The sequence below is a fragment of the Lysobacter sp. ISL-50 genome, from assembly GCF_018612875.1.
GTDB lineage: Bacteria > Pseudomonadota > Gammaproteobacteria > Xanthomonadales > Xanthomonadaceae > Lysobacter.
On the sequence record NZ_JAGGRI010000032.1, the window covers coordinates 1 to 22,907 of the forward strand.

Genomic DNA, 22,907 nt, shown 5'->3' on the forward strand with positions numbered 1-22,907 from the left:
GACAGCCCCTTTGCTTTTGCTCCTGCGCGCTCCGCGCAAAAAGCAAATCCCCCGCGCCATAGGCCTTCACTTCGAAACGAAACTGGCGCCGGGCGCTCGCCCCCTTTTTCAAAGGGGGCAAAGTGACGAGCGAAGATCAAAGGCCCGGCATCACCGCGCGTCCTTCACCACCTCGCCGCCCTTGATCACCACCGGCACCGATTCGAGCAGCCTCACATCCGCGGTCGGATCGCCCGCCACCGCGATCAGATCGCCCCATCGCCCTTTCTCGACGATGCCCACATCGTTGCGCCCCAACGCTTCGGCCGCATTCGAAGTCGCGCTCTGGATCGCCTGCGCCGCGCTCATCCCGTAGCGCGTCATCACCGCGAACTGCCGGCCGTTGAGGCCATGCGGATACACGCCCGAATCGGTGCCGTAAACCATCTTCACGCCAGCGGCATGCGCGCGACGGAAATTCTCGCGCTGAATATCGGCGACCTCGCGATCCTTGCGCAGATTGTCTTCGAGCACGCCGTTCTTCTTGCCCTCGGCCTGGGTGTAATCGGTGTTGTAGATGTCCATCGACAACCAAGTGCCGTGCTGCCTGGCCAGGCGAATGCCTTCATCGTCGATCAGGCTGGCGTGTTCGATGGTGTCGATGCCGGCGCGGATCGCATCGCGAATGCCGCTGGCGCCGTGCGCGTGCGCGGCCACGCGCAGGCCCCACTGATGCGCTTCATCGGCGATCGCCTTCATTTCCTCATAGCTCAGCTGCTGCTGACCCGGTTCGGTATTGCGCGAGAACACGCCGCCGGTCGCGCAGATCTTGATCACCGTCGCGCCGTACTTGCGCAGTTCGCGCACGCGCTGGCGGCCCTGCTCGGGCGTGTCGGCGTTGTACGGGCTCTTCTGCGCCATCGACGGCGGGAAGAAGGTCGAGTCGCAATGGCCGCCGGTGGCGCCGAAGGCGTAGCCGGCGCCGACGATGCGCGGGCCGGTCAGCTCGCCTTCGTCGATGGCCTGACGCAGGCCGATGTCGTTCCAGGCGTCGGAGCCGACGTTGCGGATGGTGGTGAAGCCGGCATCCAGCGTCTGCCGCGCGTGCTTCACCGCGAGCATCGACCAGAAGCGGTCGCCGAACTGCAGATAGGTGTAGCCGCCGTAGTGCGGGTCGGAGTCGATATGCGTGTGCATGTCGATCAAGCCCGGCAGCAAGGTCATGCCGGGCAGATCCAGGCGCTTGGCCGCGGCCGGCGCGGTATCGCCGGCCCGGCCGACTTCGACGATGCGGCCGTCGCGGATCAGCACCTGCGGGCGATCGATGAGTTTGCCGCTGCGCGAATCGAACAGCCTGGCGGCGGTGACCACCAACTCGCGCGGCGGCGCGGCCTGCGCGTCTTGCGCCTGCGCCGCCGACACGGCGGCCAGCGGCAGGAGCGCCGCGACGAAATGAAGGATCGGTTTCCTCATCGACAGCCACTCCCCGGATTTTTGGACGATGGTGCCCGGCGCCGGCGCGGCGCGGGCGATCAGCGCATCGGCTGCAGTTCGAACGCCGCCGCCGGCTGCAGCGAAGGCAGCAGCCAGTGGTCGATCATCAGAAAAGCGAACAACGCCATCAAGTAGACGATCGAGTAGTTGAAAACCCGCATCGCATAGAGTTCGTCCGGCGGGTCCATCAGCTTCCAGGCGTAGTAGAGGAACACCGCGCCCAGCACCAGCGCACCGCCCAGGTAGAACAGGCCGCTCATGCCCACCGCCCACGGCAGCACGGTCACCGCGACCAGCAAGACGGTGTAGAACAGGATCTGCCAGCGCGTGTACTGCACGCCGTGGGTGACCGGCAGCATCGGCACCATCGCGCGGGCGTAGTCGGCGCGGCGGAAGATCGCCAGCGCCCAGAAATGCGGCGGCGTCCACACGAAGATGATCAGCACCAGCAGCAGCGCATGCGCCCAGTCCCACTCGCCCTGCATGCCGGTGACCGCGGCCCAGCCCAGCAGCGGCGGCGCGGCGCCGGCGACGCCGCCGATGACGATGTTCTGCGGCGTGGCGCGCTTGAGGAAGACGGTGTAGATCACCGCGTAGCCGATCAGCGAAGCGAAGGTCAGCACCGCGGTGACCAGATTGACCCACACCACCAGGATCAGCATCGAGGCCGCGGCCAGGATCAGCGCGAATACCAGCGCCTGCGTCGGCGTGACCTGGCCGGCGACGATCGGCCGCCACGAGGTGCGCGCCATCTTCGCGTCGATGCGCGAATCCAGCAGCTGATTGATCGCCGCCGCCGAAGACGCGGCCAGCCAGATGCCGAGGAACCCCAGGATCGCCTCGCGCGCCGGCGGCCAGCCCGGCACGGCCATGAACATGCCGACGATCGCGGTGAACACGATCAGCGCGACCACGCGCGGCTTGGTCAGCGCCCAGTACTGTCTGGCGGTGGGACGGCTGGGTGCGTTCATCACGGCTCCGGTGTGCGCAGGCGCGCGAGCAGGGACACCAGCGCGAACAGCAGCAGCGCGGCGCCGCCGTTGTGCGCGACGGCGACCGCCAGCGGCAGGCTCAGCTTGACGTTGGCGATGCCCAGGCCCACTTGCAGCAAGGTCAGCGCGCCCAGCAGCGTGGCCCAGCCGCGCATGCCCGGCGTGCGCAGCAGCTTGACCGTCAGGCCCAGCAGATAGACGAAGACCACGCCGGCCATGACGCGGTGCGCGAGCTGGATCGAGATGCGCGCCTCGCCGTCGAGAATGCCGCCTTCGTAGTCCACGCCGATGCCGCGCCACAGCACGAAGGCTTCGCCGAAGTCGTGACGCGGCCACCACTGGCCGACGCAGGTCGGGAAATCGTTGCCACAGGCCAGCGCGGCGTAGTTGGCGCTGGTCCAGCCGCCGAGCGCGATCTGCACGCCGAGCACGGCGATGCCGAACATGATCAGGCGACGCACGCTGGCCGCTTCGGCGAGCCGGATCGGCTGGTCGGTCGCGCGCCACGCGGTCCACACCAGCAGCGAGAACGTCAGCAGGCCGCCGAGCAGATGGCCCATCACCACGATCGGCTTGAGCAGCCAGGTCACCGTCCACATGCCCAGCAGGGCCTGGAAGATGATCACCGCCAGCGTCAGCGCGGACACCCGCGACAGATCGGTGTTGCTCCAGCGCGCGGCGGCGGCCAGCAGGATGGCTTCGCCGAGGATCGCCAAGGCCGAGGCGGCGACATGCTGGCCCTTCATGTAAAGCGGGATCGCGATCGCCACCACCAGCGCGGCCGCGGCGATCTGCGCCATGCCCTTGCTACGCCGGCGCGCCGACACCAGCGCCAGGATCAACACCAGCACGCCGAGCAGGCCGGCGATCATGCGATGGAATTGCTCGCGCCAGGCCTTGTGCACTTCCACCGGGCGGATCGCGGTGGCGGCGTGATCGGTGATCTCGTGCGCGGTGGTCGGCCACGCCGCGCGGCCGTAGCAGGTCGGCCAGTCGGGACAGCTCAGGCCGGCGTTGGACAGGCGCACGAAGGCGCCGAACACGATCACGCACAGCGCCAGCGCGACGGCCAGCCACGCGATGCGGTGGAAATTCTTGTACAGGCCCGAGGCGTTCAGGCCGGTCATGCTGGTTACGCTCATTCGAAAACTCTTTCCTGCTCGATGCCTGCGATCCGGCGACGGCGCCGCCGCGCCGGCCCGCCGGTCACATCAGTTTCAGCAGCTTGGCGAGGTCCGCGCGCAGGCCGCCCGGATCGAAGCCGGGAGGGTAGCGCAGAATCACGAAGCCGTTCGGGTCGATCACATACACCGGCAGCCCGGCCGGGTCGTCCACCCGCGGCAGGCGGGCGAGCAGTTCCGGCGAGCGCTCCAGCACCCGCAGCGAGGCCGGACGCGCCGCGCCGGCCGGCGGTTCGCCCAGCCACAGCACCTCGACATGGTCCGCGTCCTTGCCGAACAGCTGCCAGACCGTGTCCAGCTGCCGCGACAATCGGACGCACAGGCGGGCGCAGCCGGGCTGCGGCGCGACCAGGATGCGCCAGACCCGCGCCTGCGGGTTCCAGGCATACGGCGCGCCGTCGGCGCCGCGCAGTTGCAGCGCGCGCAGGTCGGGCTTGGGATCGAGCAGTTCGCCGTGCTGGCGGGTCACCGCCGGGTGCTGATCGGTGAAGCGCATGATTCCGGCGATCAGCATCGGCACGAAGAAGAACGCTGCGATCAGCACCAACACCAAACGGTTACGGTTGCGCTGCCGATTAGACCCGGAGTCCAGCGCAGAACCCGCAGAAGCGGCGCCGGACTCCCGAGGAGTGGCGCCGGACTCGCGAGAAGCGGCGCCGGCTCCGCCGGGGCCCGAAGCGCCGGCACCAGAGTTGGGAGTAACGGGATCGGTCATGGGCGGTCTGACTCGTTGCGGGGCCGCTTGCGGCGGAAGGTAAGGATCAGGGCGGTGACCAGCACCGCGGCGGCGAGCGCGAACCACTGCAGCGAATATCCGCGATGTTGCTGCGGCGGCAGGGTATTGGCCAGCAATTCCAGATCGCGCTCATAGCCGAGCTTGAGCGCCGGGTCCAGCCGCAGCACCCGCGGCGCCAGCGGCGCGCTCAGGCCGGTTGCGCGCGCGATCGCGGCGGTATCGACCCGGGTCAGCAGCCAGCCTTCGCCTTCGCGGCCGATGCCGGCGCCCAGGGCGATGCCGGTGGACGGCGGCGCGGTCAGCAGGCCGCTGAGCGCCAGTTCGCCCTCGGGGCGGGCGATCGCCGGCAGCTTGCGGTCGCCGGCCAGCGGCAGCCAACCCAGATCGACCAGCAGCGGCGCGCCCTGGTCGGGCAGGAAGATGCGATAGGCGCGCACGCCGGCGCGGCCGCCGCGCTGCTGGTTGTCCAGCAGCAGCGCGCCGCGCGAATCGAACCGGCCCAGGCCCGAGGCCCAGTCGTAAGCGTGCGCGCGGCTGGCGTCGGCGGCGATCGACAACGGACGGGCGATGCGTTCGCTCATCACCGCCGCGGCGGCATCGAGCATGCCCTGCTTCTCGACCGCGCGCCGCGCCTGCCACAGGCCCAGGTGGACGAACAGCGCGATCACCGCCAGCGCCAGCGCCCAGCCGAACCAGCGTCCGCCGCGGCGGCTCACGGCGCGTCGCCGCCGCAAGCGCGGGCGAACTGCGATAATCCGCGCATCGCATCCGCGCGCCCGCTGCGCGCACCCGAGGAGGCCGCGATGAACGAATCGCTGAAGATCTTGCTGGTTGTCGCCTTCCTGATCGTCATTCTGTGGAACCTGGGTGCCGGGCTGTATTACATGCTGGTGGACAAGGGCCAGAGCAAACGCACCGTCAATGCCCTGACCCGCCGTATCGTCCTGTCGGTGGCGTTGATTCTGCTCGTGATCCTGGCGATCTACATGGGCTGGATCACGCCGCATGGCGTGGGATCCAATCCGCATTGACGCCGGCTGGCTGGGTTCGGCTGGCGGATGGCTCGGGTGTTGCGCGGACTACGTACTGCGGGCGGTAGTACTGGCGGGCGGCGTGCGACGGTTTTGCATCCGAGCAACTAGCTTACGCGCCCGAAGTCAGCGACCTGCAGCCACGACGCATCTTCCAGATCGTCATTCCCGCGAAGGCGGGAATCCAGTGCCTTTCGTGCGAGAACGCTTGAAGGCACTGGATTCCCGCCTTCGCGGGAATGACGTCCTTGTGAGTTACACGCCGATCCGTCTTGCCGACTAATGGCGTCCTTGTGCGGTACACGCACGTTTGTCTTGCTGACTTCCGCGACGACTACATCGCGTGTCGTCGCTGGCCTTTGAGCCACCAACCAGTCAATCAGCCCGCCAATCAACCACCAACCAAAAAACGAAAGGCCGGCAGCGCCGGCCCTCGTTCTGCTTTGCCGATCCTGTCGCCGCGCTTACAGCACGTACACGAACAGGAACAGGCCCAGCCAGACCACGTCCACGAAGTGCCAGTACCAGGCCACCGCTTCGAACGCGAAATGGTTGTCCTTGTCGAAATGGCCCTTCAAGCAACGGAACCAGATGATCGCCAGCATCAGCGTGCCCAAGGTCACGTGCAGACCGTGGAAGCCGGTGAGCATGAAGAAGGTCGAACCGTAGATGCCCGAACCCAGGGTCAGGTTCAGCTCGGTGTAGGCGTGGATGTACTCCTCCGCCTGGAAGAACAGGAAGGTGCAGCCCAGCAGCACGGTGATGCCCAGCCAGACCAGCAACGCCTTGCGGTGGCCGCCCTTGAGCGCGTGGTGCGCGGCGGTGACCGTCGAGCCGGAGGTCAGCAGGATCAGGGTGTTGAGCAGCGGCAGGCCCCAGGCCGGGATGGTCTCGTAGCTGCCGCCGACGCCGGCCGGGCCGCTGCTCGGCCAGGCCGCGCTGAAGTCCGGCCACAGCAGCGCGTTGGTCATCACGCCGTCGCCGTCGCCACCGAGCCACGGCAGCGCGAACTGGCGGGCGTAGAACAGCGCGCCGAAGAACGCCGCGAAGAACATCACTTCCGAGAAGATGAACCAGACCATGCCCATGCGGAAGGACACGTCCACCTGCTTGTTGTAGTGGCCGCGCACCGATTCGCGGATCACGTCGCCGAACCAGCCGAACAGCACCGCGATCAGGAACGCGATGCCGACGAAGAAGGTGGGCTTGCCCCAGCTGACTTCGTTGAGCCAGCTGGCGACGCCGATCATGGTCGTGAACAGACCGATCGAACCGAGGAACGGCCAGCGGCTGCTATGCGGGACGTAATAGATGTTGGCGTCTGGCGTGTGAGCGTGGGCCATGGCGGCGTTCCGTAATTAAGTGGTGCTGAGCCAGCTCACGGCGCGGCCAGCGGCGAGGACGGCGTCTTGGAGACCGCGCCTTGCTGCAGCCGTGCGGTGAGCACGTCGTTCTTGAAGAAAGTGTAGGACAGGGTGATGGTTTCCACGTCGGCCGGAAGATTCGGATCGACGATGAAACGCACCGGCATCTCGCGCACTTCGCCGGCCTGCAGGGTCTGGGCGGTGAAGCAGAAGCATTCGGTCTTGTTGAAATAACCCGACGCGCGCGCCGGCGCCACCGAGGGCGAAGCGCTGCCGACGATGGCGCGGTCGGTGGCGTTGCGGGCGTGGTACGTGGTCTCGTACTGCTCGCCCGGACGCACCTTCATGCTGAGCTGGTTGGGCTTGAAGTCCCAGGGCAGCTTGGAATTGACGCTGCCGTCGAACTGCACCGTGACCATGCGATCGGACACCGCGTGCCCGCCGCGATCGGCTTGCGCCACGCCGCGTTCCAGGCGGATGCCGAACACCTTCTCGCAGGCGATGCGGTACATCGGCACCAGCGCGAAGGTGAAACCGAAAGCGCCCAGCGCGACGAAGACCATGATCTTGGTCATCTTCGGGCCGGCCTGCTTGCGCGCCTGATCGAGGTCGCGCTGCGCGAGCTCGCGCGAGGCGTCGTCGTGCTGCGGGCCGGAGGTACTCACTTGCCCATCCCGCCGACCACGCCGGCGACGATGAACACCACGTACACCGCCACCGCGGCCAGCCCGAACCACAGCGCGGTGCGGCGCGCGGCCGAACGGCGTTGGGCGAGATCGTGCTGGTCGCTGGGCTGGTTCATGGTCTCCGTCTCCGGGGCCGCGCCGCGATCGTCACCGACCGCCGCGCGCGCCGCCGCGCCTGGATCAGTGGGTGATGTCGCCGTGGGCGAGGTCGCCGTCGCGGATGACCGGCGGCGTGCCGAAGGTGTGGTGCGGCGCCGGGCTCGGCAACGTCCACTCCAGGCCGCGCGCGGCTTCCCACGAACGCGGCTCGGCCTTGGCACCGGCGAGCTTCGAGTGCCACAGGATGCCCAGCATCATGAACGGCGTCAGGAACATGCCGAACGCGCCGATCGAGCTGACCAGGTTCCAGTCCGCGAACACCACGTTGTAGTCCGGGATGCGGCGCGGCATGCCGGCCAGACCCAGGAAGTGCTGCGGGAAGAACAGCAGGTTGACGAAGATCATCGTCCACCAGAAATGGAACTTGGCCATCGGCTCGCTGTACATGCGGCCGGTCCACTTCGGCCACCAGTAGTAGACCGCGGCGATGATCGAGAACAGCGCGCCGGTCACCAGCACGTAGTGGAAGTGCGCGACCACGAAATAGGTGTCGTGGTACTGGAAGTCGGCCGGCACGATGGCGAGCATCAGGCCGGAGAAACCGCCGATGGTGAACAGGATCACGAACGAGATCGCCCACAGCATCGGCGCCTCGAACGAGATCGAGCCGCGCCACATGGTGGTGACCCAGTTGAACACCTTCACGCCGGTCGGCACCGCGATCAGCATGGTCGCGAACATGAAGTAGATCTCGCCACCGAGCGGCATGCCGACGGTGAACATGTGGTGCGCCCACACGATGAACGACAGGAAGGCGATCGAGGCGGTCGCGTACACCATGGCCTGGTAGCCGAACAGCGGCTTGCGGCTGAAGGTCGGGATGATCTCCGACACCACGCCGAAGGCCGGCAGGATCATGATGTAGACCTCCGGATGCCCGAAGAACCAGAAGATGTGCTGGAACATCACCGGGTCGCCGCCGCCGGCCGCGTTGAAGAACGAGGTGGCGAAGAACTTGTCGGTCAGCAGCATCGTCACCGCGCCGGCGAGCACCGGCATCACCGCGATCAGCAGGAAGGCGGTGATCAGCCAGGTCCAGCAGAAGATCGGCATCTTCAACAGGTCCACGCCCGGGGCGCGCATGTTGAGGATGGTGGCGATGACGTTGATCGCGCCCATGATCGAGCTGATGCCCATCATGTGGATGGCGAAGATCGCGAAGGCGACGTTGTTGCCGCCCTGCAGCGACAGCGGCGGATACAGCGTCCAGCCGCCGGCCGGCGCGCCGCCCGGCAGGAACAGGGTCATCAGCAGCAGGGTGAAGGCGAACGGCAGGATCCAGAACGACCAGTTGTTCATGCGCGGCAGCGCCATGTCCGGCGCGCCGATCTGCAGCGGGATCATCCAGTTGGCCAGGCCGACGAAGGCCGGCATCACGCCGCCGAAGATCATCACCAGCGCGTGCATGGTGGTCATCTGGTTGAAGAACTCGGGCTTGACGAACTGCAGGCCCGGTTCGGCCAGCTCGGCGCGGATCACCACCGACATGCCAGCGCCGATGATGAACATCACGAAGCTGAAGATCAGGTACAGCGTGCCGATGTCTTTGTGGTTGGTCGAGAAGAACCAACGCTCGATGAAGCCCTGTTTGTGGGCGTGATCATCGTGGTGATCGTGATGATGATCGGCGACGGGATGCGTGGCTGCCATGGCCTACCTCTGATTAATGCTTGACGATCAACCCGCGGTCGCGGCGCCCTTCGGGGCGGCGACCGGGGCGTCGGAATTCGGGGTGCTCGCAGCGGCCGGAGTCGCCGCGGCGGCTCCGGTCGCAGCGGCGGCAGGCGCAGCAGCCGGGGTCGCCGGCGCGGCAGGTGCAGCAGCGGGCGCAGGCGGCGCGTTCTTGGCCTTCTGCTCGGCCAGCCACTGCTGGTATTCGGCCTTGGGCACCGCGCGCACGACGATCGGCATGAAGCCGTGGTCCTTGCCGCACAGCTCGGCGCACTGGCCGCGGTAGATGCCCGGTTCCTTGATGTCGGTCCAGGCCTCGTTGACGATGCCCGGGATCGCATCCTGCTTCCAGCCCAGGGCCGGCACCCACCAGGCGTGGATCACGTCGTCGGCGGTGATGACGAAGCGGATCTTGGTCTCGGTCGGCAGGACCAGGACGTTGTCCACGTCGAGCAGGTAGTGCTCGTGGTCGGCCTTCGTGACGTGCTTGCCGCTCTGGCGCAGCTGGTCGCTCTTGCGGTCCAGGCGGCTGGTGAAGCTCACGCCCTCGCCCAGGTAGTCGTATTTCCACATCCACTGGTAGCCGGTGACCTTGACGGTCATGGCCGAATCGCGGGTGTCGTACATCTTGATGAGCTTGCTGGTGGCGGGGAACGCCATCAGCACCAGCAGCACCACCGGCACGACCGTCCAGACGATCTCCAGCTTGGTGCTGTGGGTGAAGTCCTTGTCGGGCACCGCGCCCTTGGACTTGCGGAACTTGAACATGGCCACGGCCATCGCGCCGAAGACCAGGATGCCGATCACCACGCAGATCCACAGCGCGAGCTGGTGAGCCGAGTAGGCGTTCATCGATTGGGCGGTGACACCCTTGCCCATATTCAGCTGCCACGGCTTAGGGTCCGCGGCCTGAGCGAACGCAATGACTGGCAGCGCCATCGAGGCGATGCCTGCTGCCCACTGCTTGAAACGACCGGCTTTCATCAGTTCGAGCCCCGAAAAATCAGTGTGGTGATCTAACGCGCTCCGCGGGCTGCCTCCGCTCCCGGCACGGGCCGCGCCGACCAGGGGCGAGGAACATGTGGGGGCTAGAGGTGGCTGGCGAGCCCTGACCGGGCCCATCACGCCGGCATCGGCGCTACGGATAACCGCGAAATGGTAGCGGCCGCCCCGTCCTGCGGCAACCCGCCACTTGCGTCGAGCTTGCCGGAGCGAACGCGCTCGGTGGCGGAAACGACGCGGTTTTCGCCCGATCGACGTCCCTTGTACAGCATGGCGAAGCACGCGTCGCAAACGTGACCGGTGCAAGTTCCGGTGGCGATCGGCGCCGCCGCGGCGCGCGGATGCGACCTTGCCGAGCCGGTCGGTTCGCGCATCCGCCGCCGGTTCCGGGCCGCCGGCGCGCCGGCCCGCGCGGCGCCACCCTACTCCTGCGCACGGCGCGGCCGCCCAGCAGCCGGCCGAAAAAGAGCAGATGGCGCCCGAGATAAAGCTCTAAAATGGTGGACTTCCCACCCCTGTCCCGGGTCCGATGTCCACCAACGCCTCCTCCGCCGTCGCCAGCGACGGCCCGCCGCCGCGTCCTGGCACCCCGCCGCCGCACGCGATGATCAGCCCCGAACTGCCGCCCGCGCCCGAGGGCGCGCGCGCCGCGCTCACCCGCGGCTGGGTGCGCGACGAAGCCGAGCACGTGCGCTATCTGCTCGAACTCGCGCGCCTGCCCGACGCCGACCGCGACGCCGCCCAGGCCACCGCGGCCGATCTGGTCAAGCGCGTGCGCGCCCGCGCCCAGGATCAGGGCGCGATCGAAGCCTTCATGCGCCAGTACGACCTGGGCAGCGACGAAGGCGTGCTGCTGATGTGCGTGGCCGAGGCGCTGCTGCGCATTCCGGATCAGGACACCGCCGACAAGCTGATCCGCGACAAGCTCGGCGAGGCCGACTGGAAGCGGCATCTGGGCCAGTCGGATTCGGTGCTGGTCAACGCCTCGACCTGGGGCCTGATGCTGACCGGCAAGCTGGTCGATCTGGCCGACGACACCAAGCGCGACGTCCACAACGCCTTCAAGCGCCTGGTCGGCCGCGTCGGCGAGCCGGTGATCCGCCTGGCCGTGCGCCAGGCGATGCGGATCATGGGCCACCAGTTCGTCATGGGCCGCACCATCGGCGAGGCGCTGTCGCGCTCGAAGAAGGGCGACAACGCGCATTACCGCTATTCCTTCGACATGCTCGGCGAAGGCGCGCTGACCACCAAGGACGCGCTGCGTTATCTGCAGGCTTATCGCGATGCGATCCATGCGATCGGCAAGAGCGGCAACTACAAGAACGCCGACGTGTTCGCCACGCCGTCGATCTCGGTCAAGCTGTCGGCGCTGCATCCGCGCTACGAGCACGCCAAGCGCGAGCGCGTGTTCGCCGAACTCATCCCGCGCGTGCTGGAACTGGCGCAGTTGGCCAGGGGCTACGGCATCGGTTTCACCATCGACGCGGAAGAAGCCGACCGTCTGGAAATGTCGCTGGACGTGATCGCCGCGGCGTACAGCGACAAGTCGCTGGACGGCTGGGAAGGCTACGGCCTGGCGATCCAGGCGTATCAAAAGCGCGCGCCGGAAGCGATCGACTTCATCGCCGATCTCGCCCGCAAGACCGGCCGCCGCATCCCGGTGCGCCTGGTCAAGGGCGCGTACTGGGACAGCGAGGTCAAGCGCGCCCAGGTCGATGGCCAGGCCGGCTATCCGGTGTTCACGCGCAAGCCGAACACCGACGTGTCCTACCTCGCCAATGCGCGGCGCATGCTCGAAGCCAGCGACGCCATCTACCCGATGTTCGCCACGCACAACGCCCAGACCATCGCCACCATCCACCGCCGCGCCAAGGCCATGGGCCGCGAGCGGCACTTCGAATTCCAGAAGCTGCACGGCATGGGCGACGACCTCTACGCCGAAGTGATCCCGGCCGACCGCTTGAACGCGCCCTGCCGCGTGTACGCGCCGGTGGGTTCGCACGAAGACCTGCTGCCGTACCTGGTGCGCCGCCTGCTGGAAAACGGCGCCAACTCCAGCTTCGTCAACCGCATCACCGACGAAGCCATCGCGATCGACGACCTGATCCAGGACCCGGTCGAGACCGTGTCCGCCTTCGACAGCATCCCGCATCCGCGCATTCCGCTTCCGGCCGATCTCTACCGCAGCTTCGCGGATTCGAACAAGTATTCCGACAGGACCAATTCCATGGGCGTCAATCTCGCCAACGACCAGCAACTGCAGACCCTCGCCGAGCAAGTCAACGCCGCCGCGAGCGCCGACTGGCGCGCCACGCCGCTGGTGCCGGGCGCGAACGCGACCGGCCCCGACATCGCCGTGACCAATCCCGCCGACCGCCGCGAAATCGTCGGCCAGTGGAAGGCCGCCGACAGCGCCACGGTCGAGCTGGCGCTGAAGAACGCGGTCGCCGCGCAGGAATCGTGGGATGCGATGCCGGCCGCCAGCCGTGCCACCATCCTCGAACACGCCGCGACCTTGCTCGAAGAGCGCATGCCGCAGTACATCGCGCTGTGCACGAAGGAAGCCGGCAAGACCATTCCCGACGGCGTCGCCGAAGTGCGCGAAGCGGTCGATTTCCTGCGCTACTACGCGGCCCAGGCGCGCAAGCTGTTCGCGCCCGAAGCCCTGCCCGGCCCGACCGGCGAATCCAACACCCTGCACCTGTCCGGCCGCGGCGTGTTCGTCTGCATCAGCCCGTGGAACTTCCCGCTGGCGATCTTCGCCGGGCAGATCTCCGCCGCGCTCGCCGCCGGCAACAGCGTCATCGCCAAGCCGGCCGAACAGACCAATCTGATCGGCTACTACGCGGTCAAGCTGCTGCACGAAGCCGGCGTGCCCGAAGCGGTGCTGCAGTTCCTGCCCGGCGACGGCGCCACCGTCGGCGCGGCGCTGACGAAGGACCCGCGCGTGGCCGGCGTGGCCTTCACCGGTTCCACCGACACCGCGCGCGCGATCAACCGTTCGCTGGCCGCGCGCGACGCCGCGATCGGCGTGCTGATCGCCGAGACCGGCGGCCAGAACGCGCTGATCGCCGACTCGTCCTCGCTGCCGGAGCAACTGGTCAAGGACGCGATCGGCTCGGCCTTCACCTCGGCCGGCCAGCGCTGCTCGGCCGCGCGCGTGCTGTTCGTGCAGGAAGACATCGCCGACAAGGTCACCACCATGCTCGCCGGCGCCATGGCCGAGCTGAAGGTCGGCGATCCGGGCCTGTTGTCGACCGACGTCGGCCCGGTGATCGACGAAGACGCGCTGAAGATGCTGGTCGATCACGCCGCGCGCATGGACCGCGAAGCGAGCAAGATCGCCGAAGTGGCGGTCGATGCCGACAGCGCTCACGGCAGCTTCTTCGCCCCGCGCGCGTACGCACTCAAGTCGCTGGACCAGCTGCATAAGGAAGTGTTCGGCCCGGTGCTGCACGTGATCCGCTGGAAGGCCGATCAGCTCGATGCGGTGATCGATTCGATCAACGCCACCGGTTACGGCCTGACCCTGGGCATCCACTCGCGCATCGACGAGACCATCGACCGCATCAGCACGCGGGTGAAGGTCGGCAACTGCTACGTCAACCGCAACCAGATCGGCGCGGTCGTCGGCGTGCAGCCTTTCGGCGGCCAGAACCTGTCCGGCACCGGCCCCAAGGCCGGCGGCCCGCACTACCTGCCGCGCTTCACCACCGAGAAGACCATCACCGTCAACACCACCGCGGCCGGCGGCAACGCTTCGCTGCTGACCCTGGGCGATTGATCGGCGCGCGGCGCGGGCATCGCTCGCGTCGCGCAGTCGCAGTACCGCTTGTGCGACACATCGAAACGGCGCGGCCTTCGGGCGGCGCCGTTTTCGTTCGCGGGCCTTATCAGGGATCACCCTAGCTAGGGCGCGTCCCGGCTTTCCCGACGCGGCGCGGCGCGGAACACTGCGCGGCAAGTGCAGTCAGGGGGCTGCTCTCCGATTACCGGTTTCCTCGAATCCGACGGGAGAGTCTCCAATGATCCACAACATCGTCCGCGGCGACACGCTGTCGGAAATCGCGATGCGCTATCACACCAGCGTCGATCGCTTGATGTCGCTCAACGCGCAGATCAAGGACCCGGACCTGATCTACGCCGGCCGCACGCTCACCCTCGACGGCCGCGCGGGGCCCGGAAATCCCGGCGTTGACGGCCCGGACAAGGCCGGCCGCCCCAGCGGCACCGGCAGCGGCAACGCCGCGGCGATCGCCAGGCAGTACATCGGCCGCGACGCCAGCGACCTCAAGCGCAGCGGCGAGCTGCCGATGAACCCGAACGTGCCCAGCAACGTGTGCTGCGCCAACTTCGTCACCGCCTGCCTGCAGAAGGCCGGCGCGATCAACTGGCATACCGATTCGGTGGCGGTGCTGCGCGACAAACTCAGCGCCGAAGGCTGGAAGCGCGTGGACGTGAGCCAGGCCAAGCCCGGCGACGTGGTCATCATGCAGAACTCGCGGCAATCGCACACTGTGCTGTTCGCCGGCCTCGACGGCAACGGGCGGCCGCAGTTCATCGGCTCCAACAACCGCAATGCCGACGGCACGCAGGAAATCAGCTGGGGCGGGGCTTCGGGGGATTGGTACATCTTGTCGAAGCGATGAGTCGCTGCGGCGTTGCCAGGTGCCGTTAAGTACCAGGAACACGCGCGACTCTTCGGCTACGCGCCCTCTCCTACCTTCATTCCCGCGAACGCGGGAATCCAGTGCCTTTCGTGCGAGAACGCCTGAAGTCGCTGGATTCCCGCGTTCGCGGGAATGACGGCTGGGTGGATCGTCGGCAATCGCGCCGATGGCCGCAGCCTGACAACATCGAACAACCAGACGAAACTTCGACGCAAACGCACGCCCCTCAGGGCAGACCATTCGCCGCAATCAATACCCAAACAAACCAGCCGGCGCACCATACTGCTGCGGCCACGACTCCCAAGCCACATCGCCCGGCGCGACCGCCTCGGCGACCAGACTCCACTGATCGCCGTTGCGCTTGAACAACGCCGCATAGGTATCCGACATCCCGCCCGCCGCGGCCTGCTCGGCATACGCGCTCGCGCTCCAATCGGGCCGGCGCCCGTCGGCGCCGCGCATCTGCGAGCGCATGAACGCCCAATCGCCCTGGCGATCGAGTTCGTCGATCTTCAAGTTCAAGGCCAGGCCGGTGGCCTTGCGCGCATGCGGCGTGGCCAGATCCAGCAGGACCGCGTAATCGGCATCGCCGGGTTGCAAGGCCTGCAGGCGAGACTGGGCGAAAGAAGAATTCATGGCGGCTCCCAAGTCGAGGAACACAGCGAGCGACAAAGCCACGATACCAGGGCGCGGCATGAGCGGACTGCGCAATCGTGCGATCGGCGCGCCGCCTCGCTCACGCAGCGCCGCGGCCGTGCCCGAGTCTGGCGCCTGCGCGCCGCGCGAGCCTGCGACGGGCATCGCGGATAAGCTTGACTGCGCGCGCGAAACCGCGCCGCGCTTGCTGCGAAACTAAGCCGCCCGCTCGCGTCATCGGCGCGAGCCGTCCACCCGGGAGATACGGATCATGTCCTGCAAATCCTTGTTGTCCGCGGCGCTGCTGTGCGCGCTGACCGCCTGCGCTTCGCTCGCTCCATTGCCGGTCAAACCCGGCGATCCCTCGGCCTGCACCGACCGCCGCGCCGACCGAGTCGTGTTCGGCATGAACAGCCCCGACGGCCCGGTCAGCGAAGCGCAGTGGCAGGCCTTCCTCGCCGAATTCGTCACTCCGCGTTTCCCCGCCGGGCTCACCGTGTATCGGGCCAAGGGCCAGTGGCGCGGCGACAGCGGGCAGGTCGAACAGGAAGATTCGCGCGCGATCGACCTGATCCACGAGGACAGCGCCGAAGAACGCAAGCGCGTGGTCGAGATCGCCGACGAATACAAGCGTCGCTTCAAACAAGAGGCCGTGCTGATCGTGAGCACGCCGGCGCGCGCCTGCTTCGCGCAGCAGTCGGCGAATACGAAGACGGCGGGCTGATCGCCCCTGGCGCGGCGATCGCTCCCGACAGACCGATCGCCCCTCGCCCCCTGGGCAGGGCCTGCTTTTGTGGGAGGGGCTTCAGCCCCGACGCTTTCCGATCAGCCCCGACACCCCAGCCCGACCTCACCGACTGAAATCGGTCCGCCGCTCCAACTGCAGCAACTCATCCCCGACCGTTTCGAGCTTGGCCGCCACCAGCGTTTGCGCGTCGTACAGACCGCGGTTGTAGTAATAGCCACCGATTTCCTCCGAGATGAAGTCGATCAAGAACTCCGCGTCGAACCGGCCGATCTGCTGACTCAGCTCGTCGTTGAAATAGCGCTGCAGCTTGGCGACGATCGACGCCTTTTCCGCCTCGGTGAACTTGATTTCGGCCATACCCGTGTCCGCTCGTTGCGTGAACCCATACGATAACCGCCGCGCACGCATCCGGCCTCAACCCGCCGGCCCGTCGATGCGCGAGCCCCAATCCTCGACCGCGCCGCGCTCCAGCCGCATCCGCACCAGCTTGCGCCACGACGGCACCAGCGGCAGCGCCTGCGCCGCGCGCAGTTCGTCGAAATCCAAGGTGCGCGTGTACAGCATCGTCGCGATGCGTTGCAGCGTCCATTGCGGCCACGCGCGCTCGACCAGTTCCAGCGTGTCGCCGGCCATCGCCTCGCCGTTTTCGATCACCCGGTAATACCAGCCGGTGCGACCGCTGGCCTGCACGCGCCGCGCCATGTCGGCGATGCCGAAGCGGTCGTTGAGTTTCCAGCACGGTTGCCGGGCCTGGCTGACTTCGAGCAGGACGCCGCCGATGCGATAACGATCGCCCAGGCAGACCTGCGCCTCGGTGAGGCCTTCGCCGCTGAAGTTTTCCCCGAACGCGCCGGGCGCGCGCAGCAGCGCGTGATCGCCGATCTCGTCGCGCCAGGCGCGGTAATGCTCGCGCGGATAGTGATGCACGGCCTTGTCGGGCCCGCCGTGCACGCGGCGGTCGCCCTGCTCGTCGCCGTCCACGCCCGCTTCGCCGATATGCACGCGGCCGGCGCACGGCGTCTTGGCGATCGCGCTGACGCTGCCCGGGCGCGTGTACGGCCGCGCGCGGCCGCGCAGCAGCGAGTCGATGACGGTTTGGGTTCGGATCATGGCGAAGGCGCTCAAGGATGACGTAGCGGCCGGCGCGGCGTTCGGGCGCCGCCATGAAGACGGCGCCGCCGCTCGGATACCGCCATCCTCGCATCGCCGCAAAAGAAAAACCCCGCCGAAGCGGGGTTTTTCGTTCAGCGATACCGCGTTGGATCAGAACTTGTACTGAGCCGAGATGCCGAACAGATCGGCGTGGCCCTTGAACTTGCCGACCAGGGTCGAGCCGCTCGAGGACACCACGTTGACGTCCGGGCTGTCGATCTGGATGCGGGTGTAGGCCGCATCGACGCTCAGGTGCTCGTTCGCGTTCCAGGTCAGGCCGAGCGAGTACAGGGTACGGTCGTTGTCGGGCAGACGCGGGGTGCGGTGCGTGTCGTTGGTCGGCGACTCGTCCTTGGCCACGCCGCCGCGCAGGGTGAAGGAATCGTTGAAGTCGTACTCGGCGCCGAGTGCGTACATCATCGTGTCTTCCCACTGGAACTGCTCGCTGGTGATCAGCGTGCCGTCGGCGCGCTTGATATCGACGGACTGCAGCGAATGCCAGTCGGTCTTCTGCGCGTCGAACATCATGCGGAACTGGTCGGTGAACTTGTACGACACGCTCAGCGTATCGGTGCTCGGCGTGGTCAACGCCGCGCCGCCAGGGCCGCTGTTGTAGGTATTGATGCCGCGCGCGGCCAACAACGCCGCCACCGAGCCGGGCTTGGTGAAGGTGATGTTGCCTTCCAGGTCGTGGTCGATTTCCGAGCGGTGCGAGTAACCGATCGCCAGCGCGTCGGTCGGCTTCCACTGGAAGCCCAGGATCCAGCCGATACCGGTGTCGTCGCCCTTGACCTTGGCCAGGCCGTCGTTCTTCTGCGGGCCGAACGGCGCGGCGACCGGATTCGGCGTGATGCAGGCCGCGGCCGAGACGCGGCAGATCGCCGAGCCGAAGTCCACCGCGTTGGTCAGGGTCGCTTCGGCGCGCTCGTAGACGAAGCCGGCGCCGATCGAGAAGCGATCGGTCAGCTTGATCGCGGCCGACAGCGTCAGGTCGATGGTCTTCACTTCCGACTCGATCGCGTTATAGCGGCCGACCCAGTCGCTGTCGTATTCGGTCTTCAGGCCGAACGGCGCGCTGAGCTGGGCGCCGAGGGTGAGCTTCTCGAAGGCGCCGTGCAGCGGTACGACGATCGACATCGCCGGAACGGCGGTGATGTCGCCCGGGTCGCCGCCGTTGCCACCGGTCAGCGAACGCGCGAGCGGCGTGCCGGCCGCGGCGTTGCCGCCGCCGGTGAACTTGGCGGTCAGATCGATCGCGGTCACGTCGCCACGGATGGTGACGGTGTCCAGGTTGACCATCGCCGCCGGATTATTGGAAACGACCGAGGCGTCGTTTTCCGAAACCGCGCTGCCGGCGAATGAGCGGCCCTGGTTCTTGACGCTGTTCTCGCGAATCTGGAAACCGGTTGCACCGGCCGAACCGAACGTGATGACGCCAGCGATACCGAGCGCGAGCGCGGTCAGGCGGGTGTAGCGGTGTGAGGGTTGCATGCGTGTAGTCTCCGTTGGAGTATTTTTCGTCTGACTCGGCCGTGTGCACGCGAGCCGCCGAAGCGACCCTCGTGCCGCCGGAAACCCCTCCCGACGTACGACGCCGTATGCACTATAGCGCGGCTATTAACCGAACGCTAACAATACGCCCAACCCTGCAAACCCATCCCGTACCGATGTCGCAAACCCAGGTTTCACAGAGACTTACGTCGTATTTCTGCCTTAACAGGGGCACCGTTCGCGTGCCCGGTCGGCGGAGCTGAACGGTGTTCGTGTCGATCCCCTCGCGCGAGCGCACCCGGCTGCGCTGGGCCACCCCGCTGCTGTTCGCGCTGCTGTGGATGTGCTTCATCGTCTCGGCCGTGGTCCTGCCCGATCCCGAGCAGCGCCGCCTGATGGTCGAATGGGGCGCGTTGTCGGGCGGCCTGTCCAACCCGGAGGCGTGGTGGGACGCCATCCGCGACGGCAGCGTGCTGCGCTTGTTCAGCGCCTTGTTCCTGCACGCCGACTGGGCGCATCTGCTCGGCAATCTGGTGTTCCTGCTGATCTTCGGCCTGCCGGCCGAGCGCGCGATGGGGCCGTGGCGGTTGCTGGCGCTGTTCCTGTTCGGCGGCGCGGTGGCCAATCTGGCCGCGGTGATCGCCATCGCCACGCCGGACCGGCTGATCATCGGTGCCAGCGGCGCGGTGTCGGCGCTGATCGGCGCGTACCTGGCGCTGTTCCCCAGCGCCAAGCTCGGCGTGGTGGTGCCGCTGGGGTTGTTCCTGCAGTTCGTGAAAGTGCCCGCGCCGTTGTTGATCGGGGTGTGGGCGCTGCTGCAGGTCGTGTTCACCTTCATCGGCCCGGCGTTCGGCGCGGTGGCGTGGTCGGCGCATCTGGCCGGATTCGCCTTCGGCGGCGCCTTCGCGCTGATCGCGCGCGCCGGCATCGCGCGGCGGCTGCGGCGCAAGCGGGGGTACTGATGGGGCGGGAATCGGGAATGGGGAATCGGGAATCGCAAAAGCCGCGTGGAACGCATCGCCCTTGAGTTAAGACCGCGAACCCCAAGGTAATTTCAGTTCGCGGCGGAACCGCTTTCCCGATTCCCGATTCCCGATTCCCGATTCCCGATTCCCAGCCCCCCATGCCCACTCTCTACAAAGTCACCTTCCTCAACGCCGGCAAGATCTACGAGCTGTACGCGCGCAAGATCGCCTCGGGCACGTTGTGGGGGTTCACCGAGATCAGCGAGCTGGTGTTCGACCTGCACGACGGCGTGGTGGTCGATCCCACCGAAGAACGCCTGCGCGACGAGTTCGGCACCACGCGGGTGCTGCATCTGCCGATGCAGAGCATCGTGCGGATCGAGGAAGTCGAGCGCAAAGGCCAGTCGGCGATCCGCGACGCGGCCACCGGCGAAAAAGTGGTGACGCCGTTTCCGTTCCCGGCCAAGCCGCGCTGAGCGGCCCGCGCGCAACGAAGTCTTTTGTAGGAGGGGCTTCAGCCCCGATGCTTTTCTATCAGACCTCGACAGACTTGCCTTGTCGGAACGAAGAGCATCGGGGCTGAAGCCCCTCCTACAAAAGGTCTCGGGCTTTCGCAGGGACTTGATGCTTTTCGTGGGTGCGAAGCGGATCTGCCGAGACCTGATCGAAAAGCATCGGGGCTGAAGCCCCTCCTACAAAAGACCTCGCGCAAACGAAAACACCCGGCCGTGGCCGGGTGTTTTCTCGATCGCTTCGAATCGCCGCGCTCAGCGCCGGTTCGCGCTCGGTGTTGCGCTCTTGGTCACCGCGGTCGGCACCTTGGCGCCGGCGGGTTTCTTCAGTTCCGCCAGCGCCGAGGCGATCGGCGCGTCGCCTTCGAGCACTTCGCCGGCGTTGCTGCCCGGTGCGTCTTCTTCGTCGCCGTGCAGATGGCCCGGCAGGGTCGCTTCGGTGTAGCTCGGGCGGCCGTCGTTGTCCGGCGTCTTCGGCGCGCGGATCACCACGTCGGGGACGATGCCCAAGGCCTGGATCGATTTGCCGCTGGGCGTGTAGTAACGCGCGGTGGTGAGCTTGACCGAATCGCCGTTGTCCAGCGGCAGCACGGTCTGCACCGAGCCCTTGCCGAAGGTGCGGCTGCCGACCACGCGCGCGCGGCCGTTGTCGCGCAAGGCGCCGGCCAGCACTTCCGAGGCGCTGGCCGAACCGGCATCGACCAACACCACCAGCGGCGCGCCGTCGAGGCGGTCGCCCGGGGTCGCGCCGAACTCGGCGTCGCTGATCGCGATGCGGCCGCGGGTGCTGACGATCTTGCCGCTCTCGAGCATGTCGTCGGCGATCTGCACCGCCGCGGTCAGCAGGCCGCCGGGATTGCTGCGCAGGTCCATGACCAGGCCGCGCAGTTTTCCGCCGGATTGGGTTTTCAGCTTCTCCAGCTGGGTCTCGAAATCGGCGGCGGTGTCGGCCTGGAACGCGGCGACGCGGATGTAGCCGTAGCCGGGTTCGAGCATGCGGCCCTTGACGCTGGCCACGCGGATGGTTTCGCGCGCGACGGTGACGTCGAAAGGCTTGTCGCGGCCTTCGCGGATGATGGTCAACACCACTTTGCTGCCGGCCGGGCCGCGCAGCGGTCCGGAACTGTCGGCGTCATCGACCTTGAACGGTTTGCCGTCGATGGCGGTGATCAGATCGCCGGCCTTGATGCCGGCGCGGGTCGCGGGCGTGTCGTCGATCGGCGCGATCACGCGCAAGGTGCCGTCGGGCTGGCGCTGCAGTTCCACGCCGATGCCTTCGTAGTTGCCGCGCGATTGTTCGTCGAAATCCTCCGCGGCGACTTTGTCGAAATAGACGCTGTGCGGATCGAGATCGAGCAACAGGCCGCGGATCGCCGAATGCATCAGCTTGGCGTCGTCGACCGGCTCGACATAAGCCTGCTTGACCGCGTTGTAGACGGCGACGTAGCGGCGGATTTCGTCGATCGGCACCTTGGAATCGGCGTCGTCTTCTCCCTTGCCCGGCTTGCTCCTGGCCTTGGCCGAGGCCGGCGCCTGGGCCGGCGGCACCGGCGCGGCCTGATCGTCGCTGTCCTCGTCGTCGTTGCCGGGCTTGGCCGCGGGTTCGCTGTCGGCGGGTTTGGGCGCGGCGGCGGGCTTGGGCGGCGACGCCTGGGCCGGCGCCGGACTCGCGGGCGCGACGGCCGGATTGGGCTCGGGCGCCTGCTGGGCCATGGCCGGAACGGCGCTCAGCGCCAGGACGAGCGGTAGCCAATTACGCAGAGGGTGACGCAAGGACATGCACGGCGCTCCGAAACAGGTAGCGGTTGGACCGCTAGGCGCGGGCCGGGTTCGATGGATTATCTGCGCACGTTAAGCGGGGCGCTTGCAAGCTTTTGTTAAACCCGTCGCGACCCGCCGCGGAGGATTCATCCGCGGCGGGTTTAGAGGCGACAAACCTTGCCGGATCGGCAGATTCGGGCGGATGCGGCGCGGTCCGTGCCCGGCCGCCGCGGATGGCTCAGCGCCGCAGCCAGGTGTTGGGATTCACCGGCTGGCCGCCGCGCCGCAGTTCGAAATACAGCGCCGACCGGCCGTGGCCGCCGGAGCTGCCGACGGTGGCGACCGCGTCGCCCTTCTTGACCGTCGCGCCGGCGTCCTTGAGCAACGCATCGTTGTTCGCGTACAGGCTCATGTAGCCGTTGCCGTGATCGACGATCAGCAGCAGGCCGTAACCGGTCATCCATTCCGAGTACACCACGGTGCCGTCGCCGACCGCCTTGACCGTGGCCCCGGCCGGCGCGCCGATCAGCAGGCCTTCGCTGCTGCGGCCGTCGGGCATGGTGCCGCCGAAACCGGCCAGCAAGGCGCCCGACACCGGCCAGCCCAGACCGCCGACCTGCGGCGCGGGCGCGCGTGCGACCGCGACCGGCGGCCGGCGCACCGGCGCGGGTTTGCCG

General features: G+C 67.4%; 24 protein-coding genes. 7 read left to right on the forward strand and 17 right to left on the reverse strand.

The features are described from left to right. Positions 1-150 precede the first annotated feature (150 nt). From J7J50_RS17915 to J7J50_RS17935, 5 genes are all read right to left on the reverse strand, one after another. Complete coding sequence (locus tag J7J50_RS17915) at positions 151-1,452, reverse strand: amidohydrolase family protein (RefSeq protein WP_215056179.1); 1,302 nt, start codon at positions 1,450-1,452, stop codon at positions 151-153. Between the two features lie 59 nt (positions 1,453-1,511). After that, positions 1,512-2,444, reverse strand: coding sequence for a heme o synthase (locus tag J7J50_RS17920; protein WP_215056180.1), 933 nt, complete (start codon positions 2,442-2,444; stop codon positions 1,512-1,514). After that, positions 2,444-3,592 carry a COX15/CtaA family protein gene (locus J7J50_RS17925; RefSeq protein WP_215056198.1) on the reverse strand — a complete coding sequence of 383 codons (1,149 nt, stop codon included), beginning with the start codon at positions 3,590-3,592 and terminating at the stop codon, positions 2,444-2,446. The genes J7J50_RS17920 and J7J50_RS17925 overlap by 1 nt, the downstream gene beginning before the upstream one ends. Before the next feature lie 79 nt (positions 3,593-3,671). Then, entirely contained in the window at positions 3,672-4,160 is a 489-nt protein-coding gene (locus tag J7J50_RS17930) for a hypothetical protein (protein WP_251044674.1), read from the reverse strand. A 197-nt stretch (positions 4,161-4,357) separates the two neighbouring features. Further along, on the reverse strand, positions 4,358-5,098 hold the full coding sequence (locus J7J50_RS17935; protein ID WP_215056181.1) for an SURF1 family protein: 741 nt from the start codon (positions 5,096-5,098) through the stop codon (positions 4,358-4,360). Positions 5,099-5,185: 87 nt separating this feature from the next. Between J7J50_RS17935 and J7J50_RS17940 the strand changes: the two genes are divergently transcribed. Then, entirely contained in the window at positions 5,186-5,413 is a 228-nt protein-coding gene (locus tag J7J50_RS17940; protein WP_057941396.1) for a twin transmembrane helix small protein, read from the forward strand. Positions 5,414-5,877: 464 nt separating this feature from the next. On the opposite strand, the gene J7J50_RS17945 is transcribed toward J7J50_RS17940, so the two are convergent. The 6 genes from J7J50_RS17945 to J7J50_RS17970 form a co-directional block, all read right to left on the reverse strand. Continuing rightward, positions 5,878-6,756 (reverse strand): cytochrome c oxidase subunit 3, encoded by an 879-nt coding sequence (locus J7J50_RS17945; protein WP_215056182.1) that lies wholly within the window; start codon positions 6,754-6,756, stop codon positions 5,878-5,880. A 35-nt stretch (positions 6,757-6,791) separates the two neighbouring features. Continuing rightward, entirely contained in the window at positions 6,792-7,442 is a 651-nt protein-coding gene (locus tag J7J50_RS17950) for a cytochrome c oxidase assembly protein (protein ID WP_343222541.1), read from the reverse strand. Further along, positions 7,439-7,579, reverse strand: a complete 141-nt coding sequence (locus J7J50_RS17955) for a hypothetical protein (protein ID WP_215056183.1) — start codon at positions 7,577-7,579, stop codon at positions 7,439-7,441. Before J7J50_RS17955 ends, J7J50_RS17950 begins: the two co-directional genes overlap by 4 nt. A 64-nt stretch (positions 7,580-7,643) precedes the next feature. Next, positions 7,644-9,272 carry a cytochrome c oxidase subunit I gene (ctaD, locus tag J7J50_RS17960; RefSeq protein ID WP_215056184.1) on the reverse strand — a complete coding sequence of 543 codons (1,629 nt, stop codon included), beginning with the start codon at positions 9,270-9,272 and terminating at the stop codon, positions 7,644-7,646. 27 nt (positions 9,273-9,299) lie between these two features. Further along, a complete protein-coding gene (coxB, locus tag J7J50_RS17965) occupies positions 9,300-10,277 on the reverse strand; it encodes a cytochrome c oxidase subunit II (RefSeq protein ID WP_215056185.1) in 978 nt (325 codons plus the stop codon). Between the two features lie 137 nt (positions 10,278-10,414). Beyond that, a complete protein-coding gene (locus J7J50_RS17970) occupies positions 10,415-10,669 on the reverse strand; it encodes a hypothetical protein (RefSeq protein WP_215056186.1) in 255 nt (84 codons plus the stop codon). Between the two features lie 230 nt (positions 10,670-10,899). On the opposite strand from J7J50_RS17970, the gene putA reads away from it, so the two are divergent. Continuing rightward, positions 10,900-14,079 carry a bifunctional proline dehydrogenase/L-glutamate gamma-semialdehyde dehydrogenase PutA gene (putA, locus tag J7J50_RS17975; RefSeq protein ID WP_251044676.1) on the forward strand — a complete coding sequence of 1,060 codons (3,180 nt, stop codon included), beginning with the start codon at positions 10,900-10,902 and terminating at the stop codon, positions 14,077-14,079. 241 nt (positions 14,080-14,320) lie between these two features. After that, positions 14,321-14,944 (forward strand): LysM domain-containing protein, encoded by a 624-nt coding sequence (locus J7J50_RS17980; protein WP_215056188.1) that lies wholly within the window; start codon positions 14,321-14,323, stop codon positions 14,942-14,944. 270 nt (positions 14,945-15,214) lie between these two features. On the opposite strand, the gene J7J50_RS17985 is transcribed toward J7J50_RS17980, so the two are convergent. Beyond that, on the reverse strand, positions 15,215-15,601 hold the full coding sequence (locus J7J50_RS17985) for a hypothetical protein (protein ID WP_215056189.1): 387 nt from the start codon (positions 15,599-15,601) through the stop codon (positions 15,215-15,217). Positions 15,602-15,872: 271 nt separating this feature from the next. Here J7J50_RS17985 and J7J50_RS17990 point away from each other — a divergent pair, with 271 nt between their 5' ends. Then, positions 15,873-16,325, forward strand: a complete 453-nt coding sequence (locus tag J7J50_RS17990) for a DUF3574 domain-containing protein (protein WP_215056190.1) — start codon at positions 15,873-15,875, stop codon at positions 16,323-16,325. 126 nt (positions 16,326-16,451) lie between these two features. Here the strand turns inward: J7J50_RS17990 and J7J50_RS17995 are convergent, their stop codons facing one another. Then, the gene (locus tag J7J50_RS17995) at positions 16,452-16,706 is read right to left on the reverse strand and encodes a DUF2164 domain-containing protein (RefSeq protein ID WP_215056191.1); all 255 of its coding nucleotides are present in this window, start codon (positions 16,704-16,706) and stop codon (positions 16,452-16,454) included. A gap of 57 nt (positions 16,707-16,763) precedes the next feature. After that, positions 16,764-17,459: an MOSC domain-containing protein gene (locus J7J50_RS18000; RefSeq protein WP_215056192.1), complete on the reverse strand. Its 696-nt coding sequence runs from the start codon at positions 17,457-17,459 to the stop codon at positions 16,764-16,766. Between J7J50_RS18000 and J7J50_RS18005 the strand changes: the two genes are divergently transcribed. After that, the gene (locus J7J50_RS18005) at positions 17,458-17,628 is read left to right on the forward strand and encodes a hypothetical protein (protein ID WP_215056193.1); all 171 of its coding nucleotides are present in this window, start codon (positions 17,458-17,460) and stop codon (positions 17,626-17,628) included. The two genes, J7J50_RS18000 and J7J50_RS18005, sit on opposite strands and share 2 nt — an antisense overlap. Here the strand turns inward: J7J50_RS18005 and J7J50_RS18010 are convergent. After that, entirely contained in the window at positions 17,613-18,992 is a 1,380-nt protein-coding gene (locus J7J50_RS18010; RefSeq protein WP_215056194.1) for an outer membrane protein transport protein, read from the reverse strand. The genes J7J50_RS18005 and J7J50_RS18010 overlap by 16 nt on opposite strands. A gap of 266 nt (positions 18,993-19,258) precedes the next feature. Here J7J50_RS18010 and J7J50_RS18015 point away from each other — a divergent pair, with 266 nt between their 5' ends. Together J7J50_RS18015 and J7J50_RS18020 are read left to right on the forward strand one after the other, a co-directional pair. Further along, positions 19,259-19,954 carry a rhomboid family intramembrane serine protease gene (locus tag J7J50_RS18015; protein ID WP_215056195.1) on the forward strand — a complete coding sequence of 232 codons (696 nt, stop codon included), beginning with the start codon at positions 19,259-19,261 and terminating at the stop codon, positions 19,952-19,954. A 161-nt stretch (positions 19,955-20,115) separates the two neighbouring features. Next, positions 20,116-20,433, forward strand: coding sequence for a DUF1820 family protein (locus J7J50_RS18020; RefSeq protein ID WP_215056196.1), 318 nt, complete (start codon positions 20,116-20,118; stop codon positions 20,431-20,433). 291 nt (positions 20,434-20,724) lie between these two features. Here J7J50_RS18020 and J7J50_RS18025 read toward each other — a convergent pair whose 3' ends face one another. Continuing rightward, positions 20,725-22,248 (reverse strand): S41 family peptidase, encoded by a 1,524-nt coding sequence (locus tag J7J50_RS18025; protein ID WP_251044673.1) that lies wholly within the window; start codon positions 22,246-22,248, stop codon positions 20,725-20,727. A gap of 220 nt (positions 22,249-22,468) precedes the next feature. Further along, on the reverse strand, positions 22,469-22,907 hold a 439-nt coding region (locus J7J50_RS18030), incomplete at its 5' end, for a peptidoglycan DD-metalloendopeptidase family protein (RefSeq protein WP_215056197.1).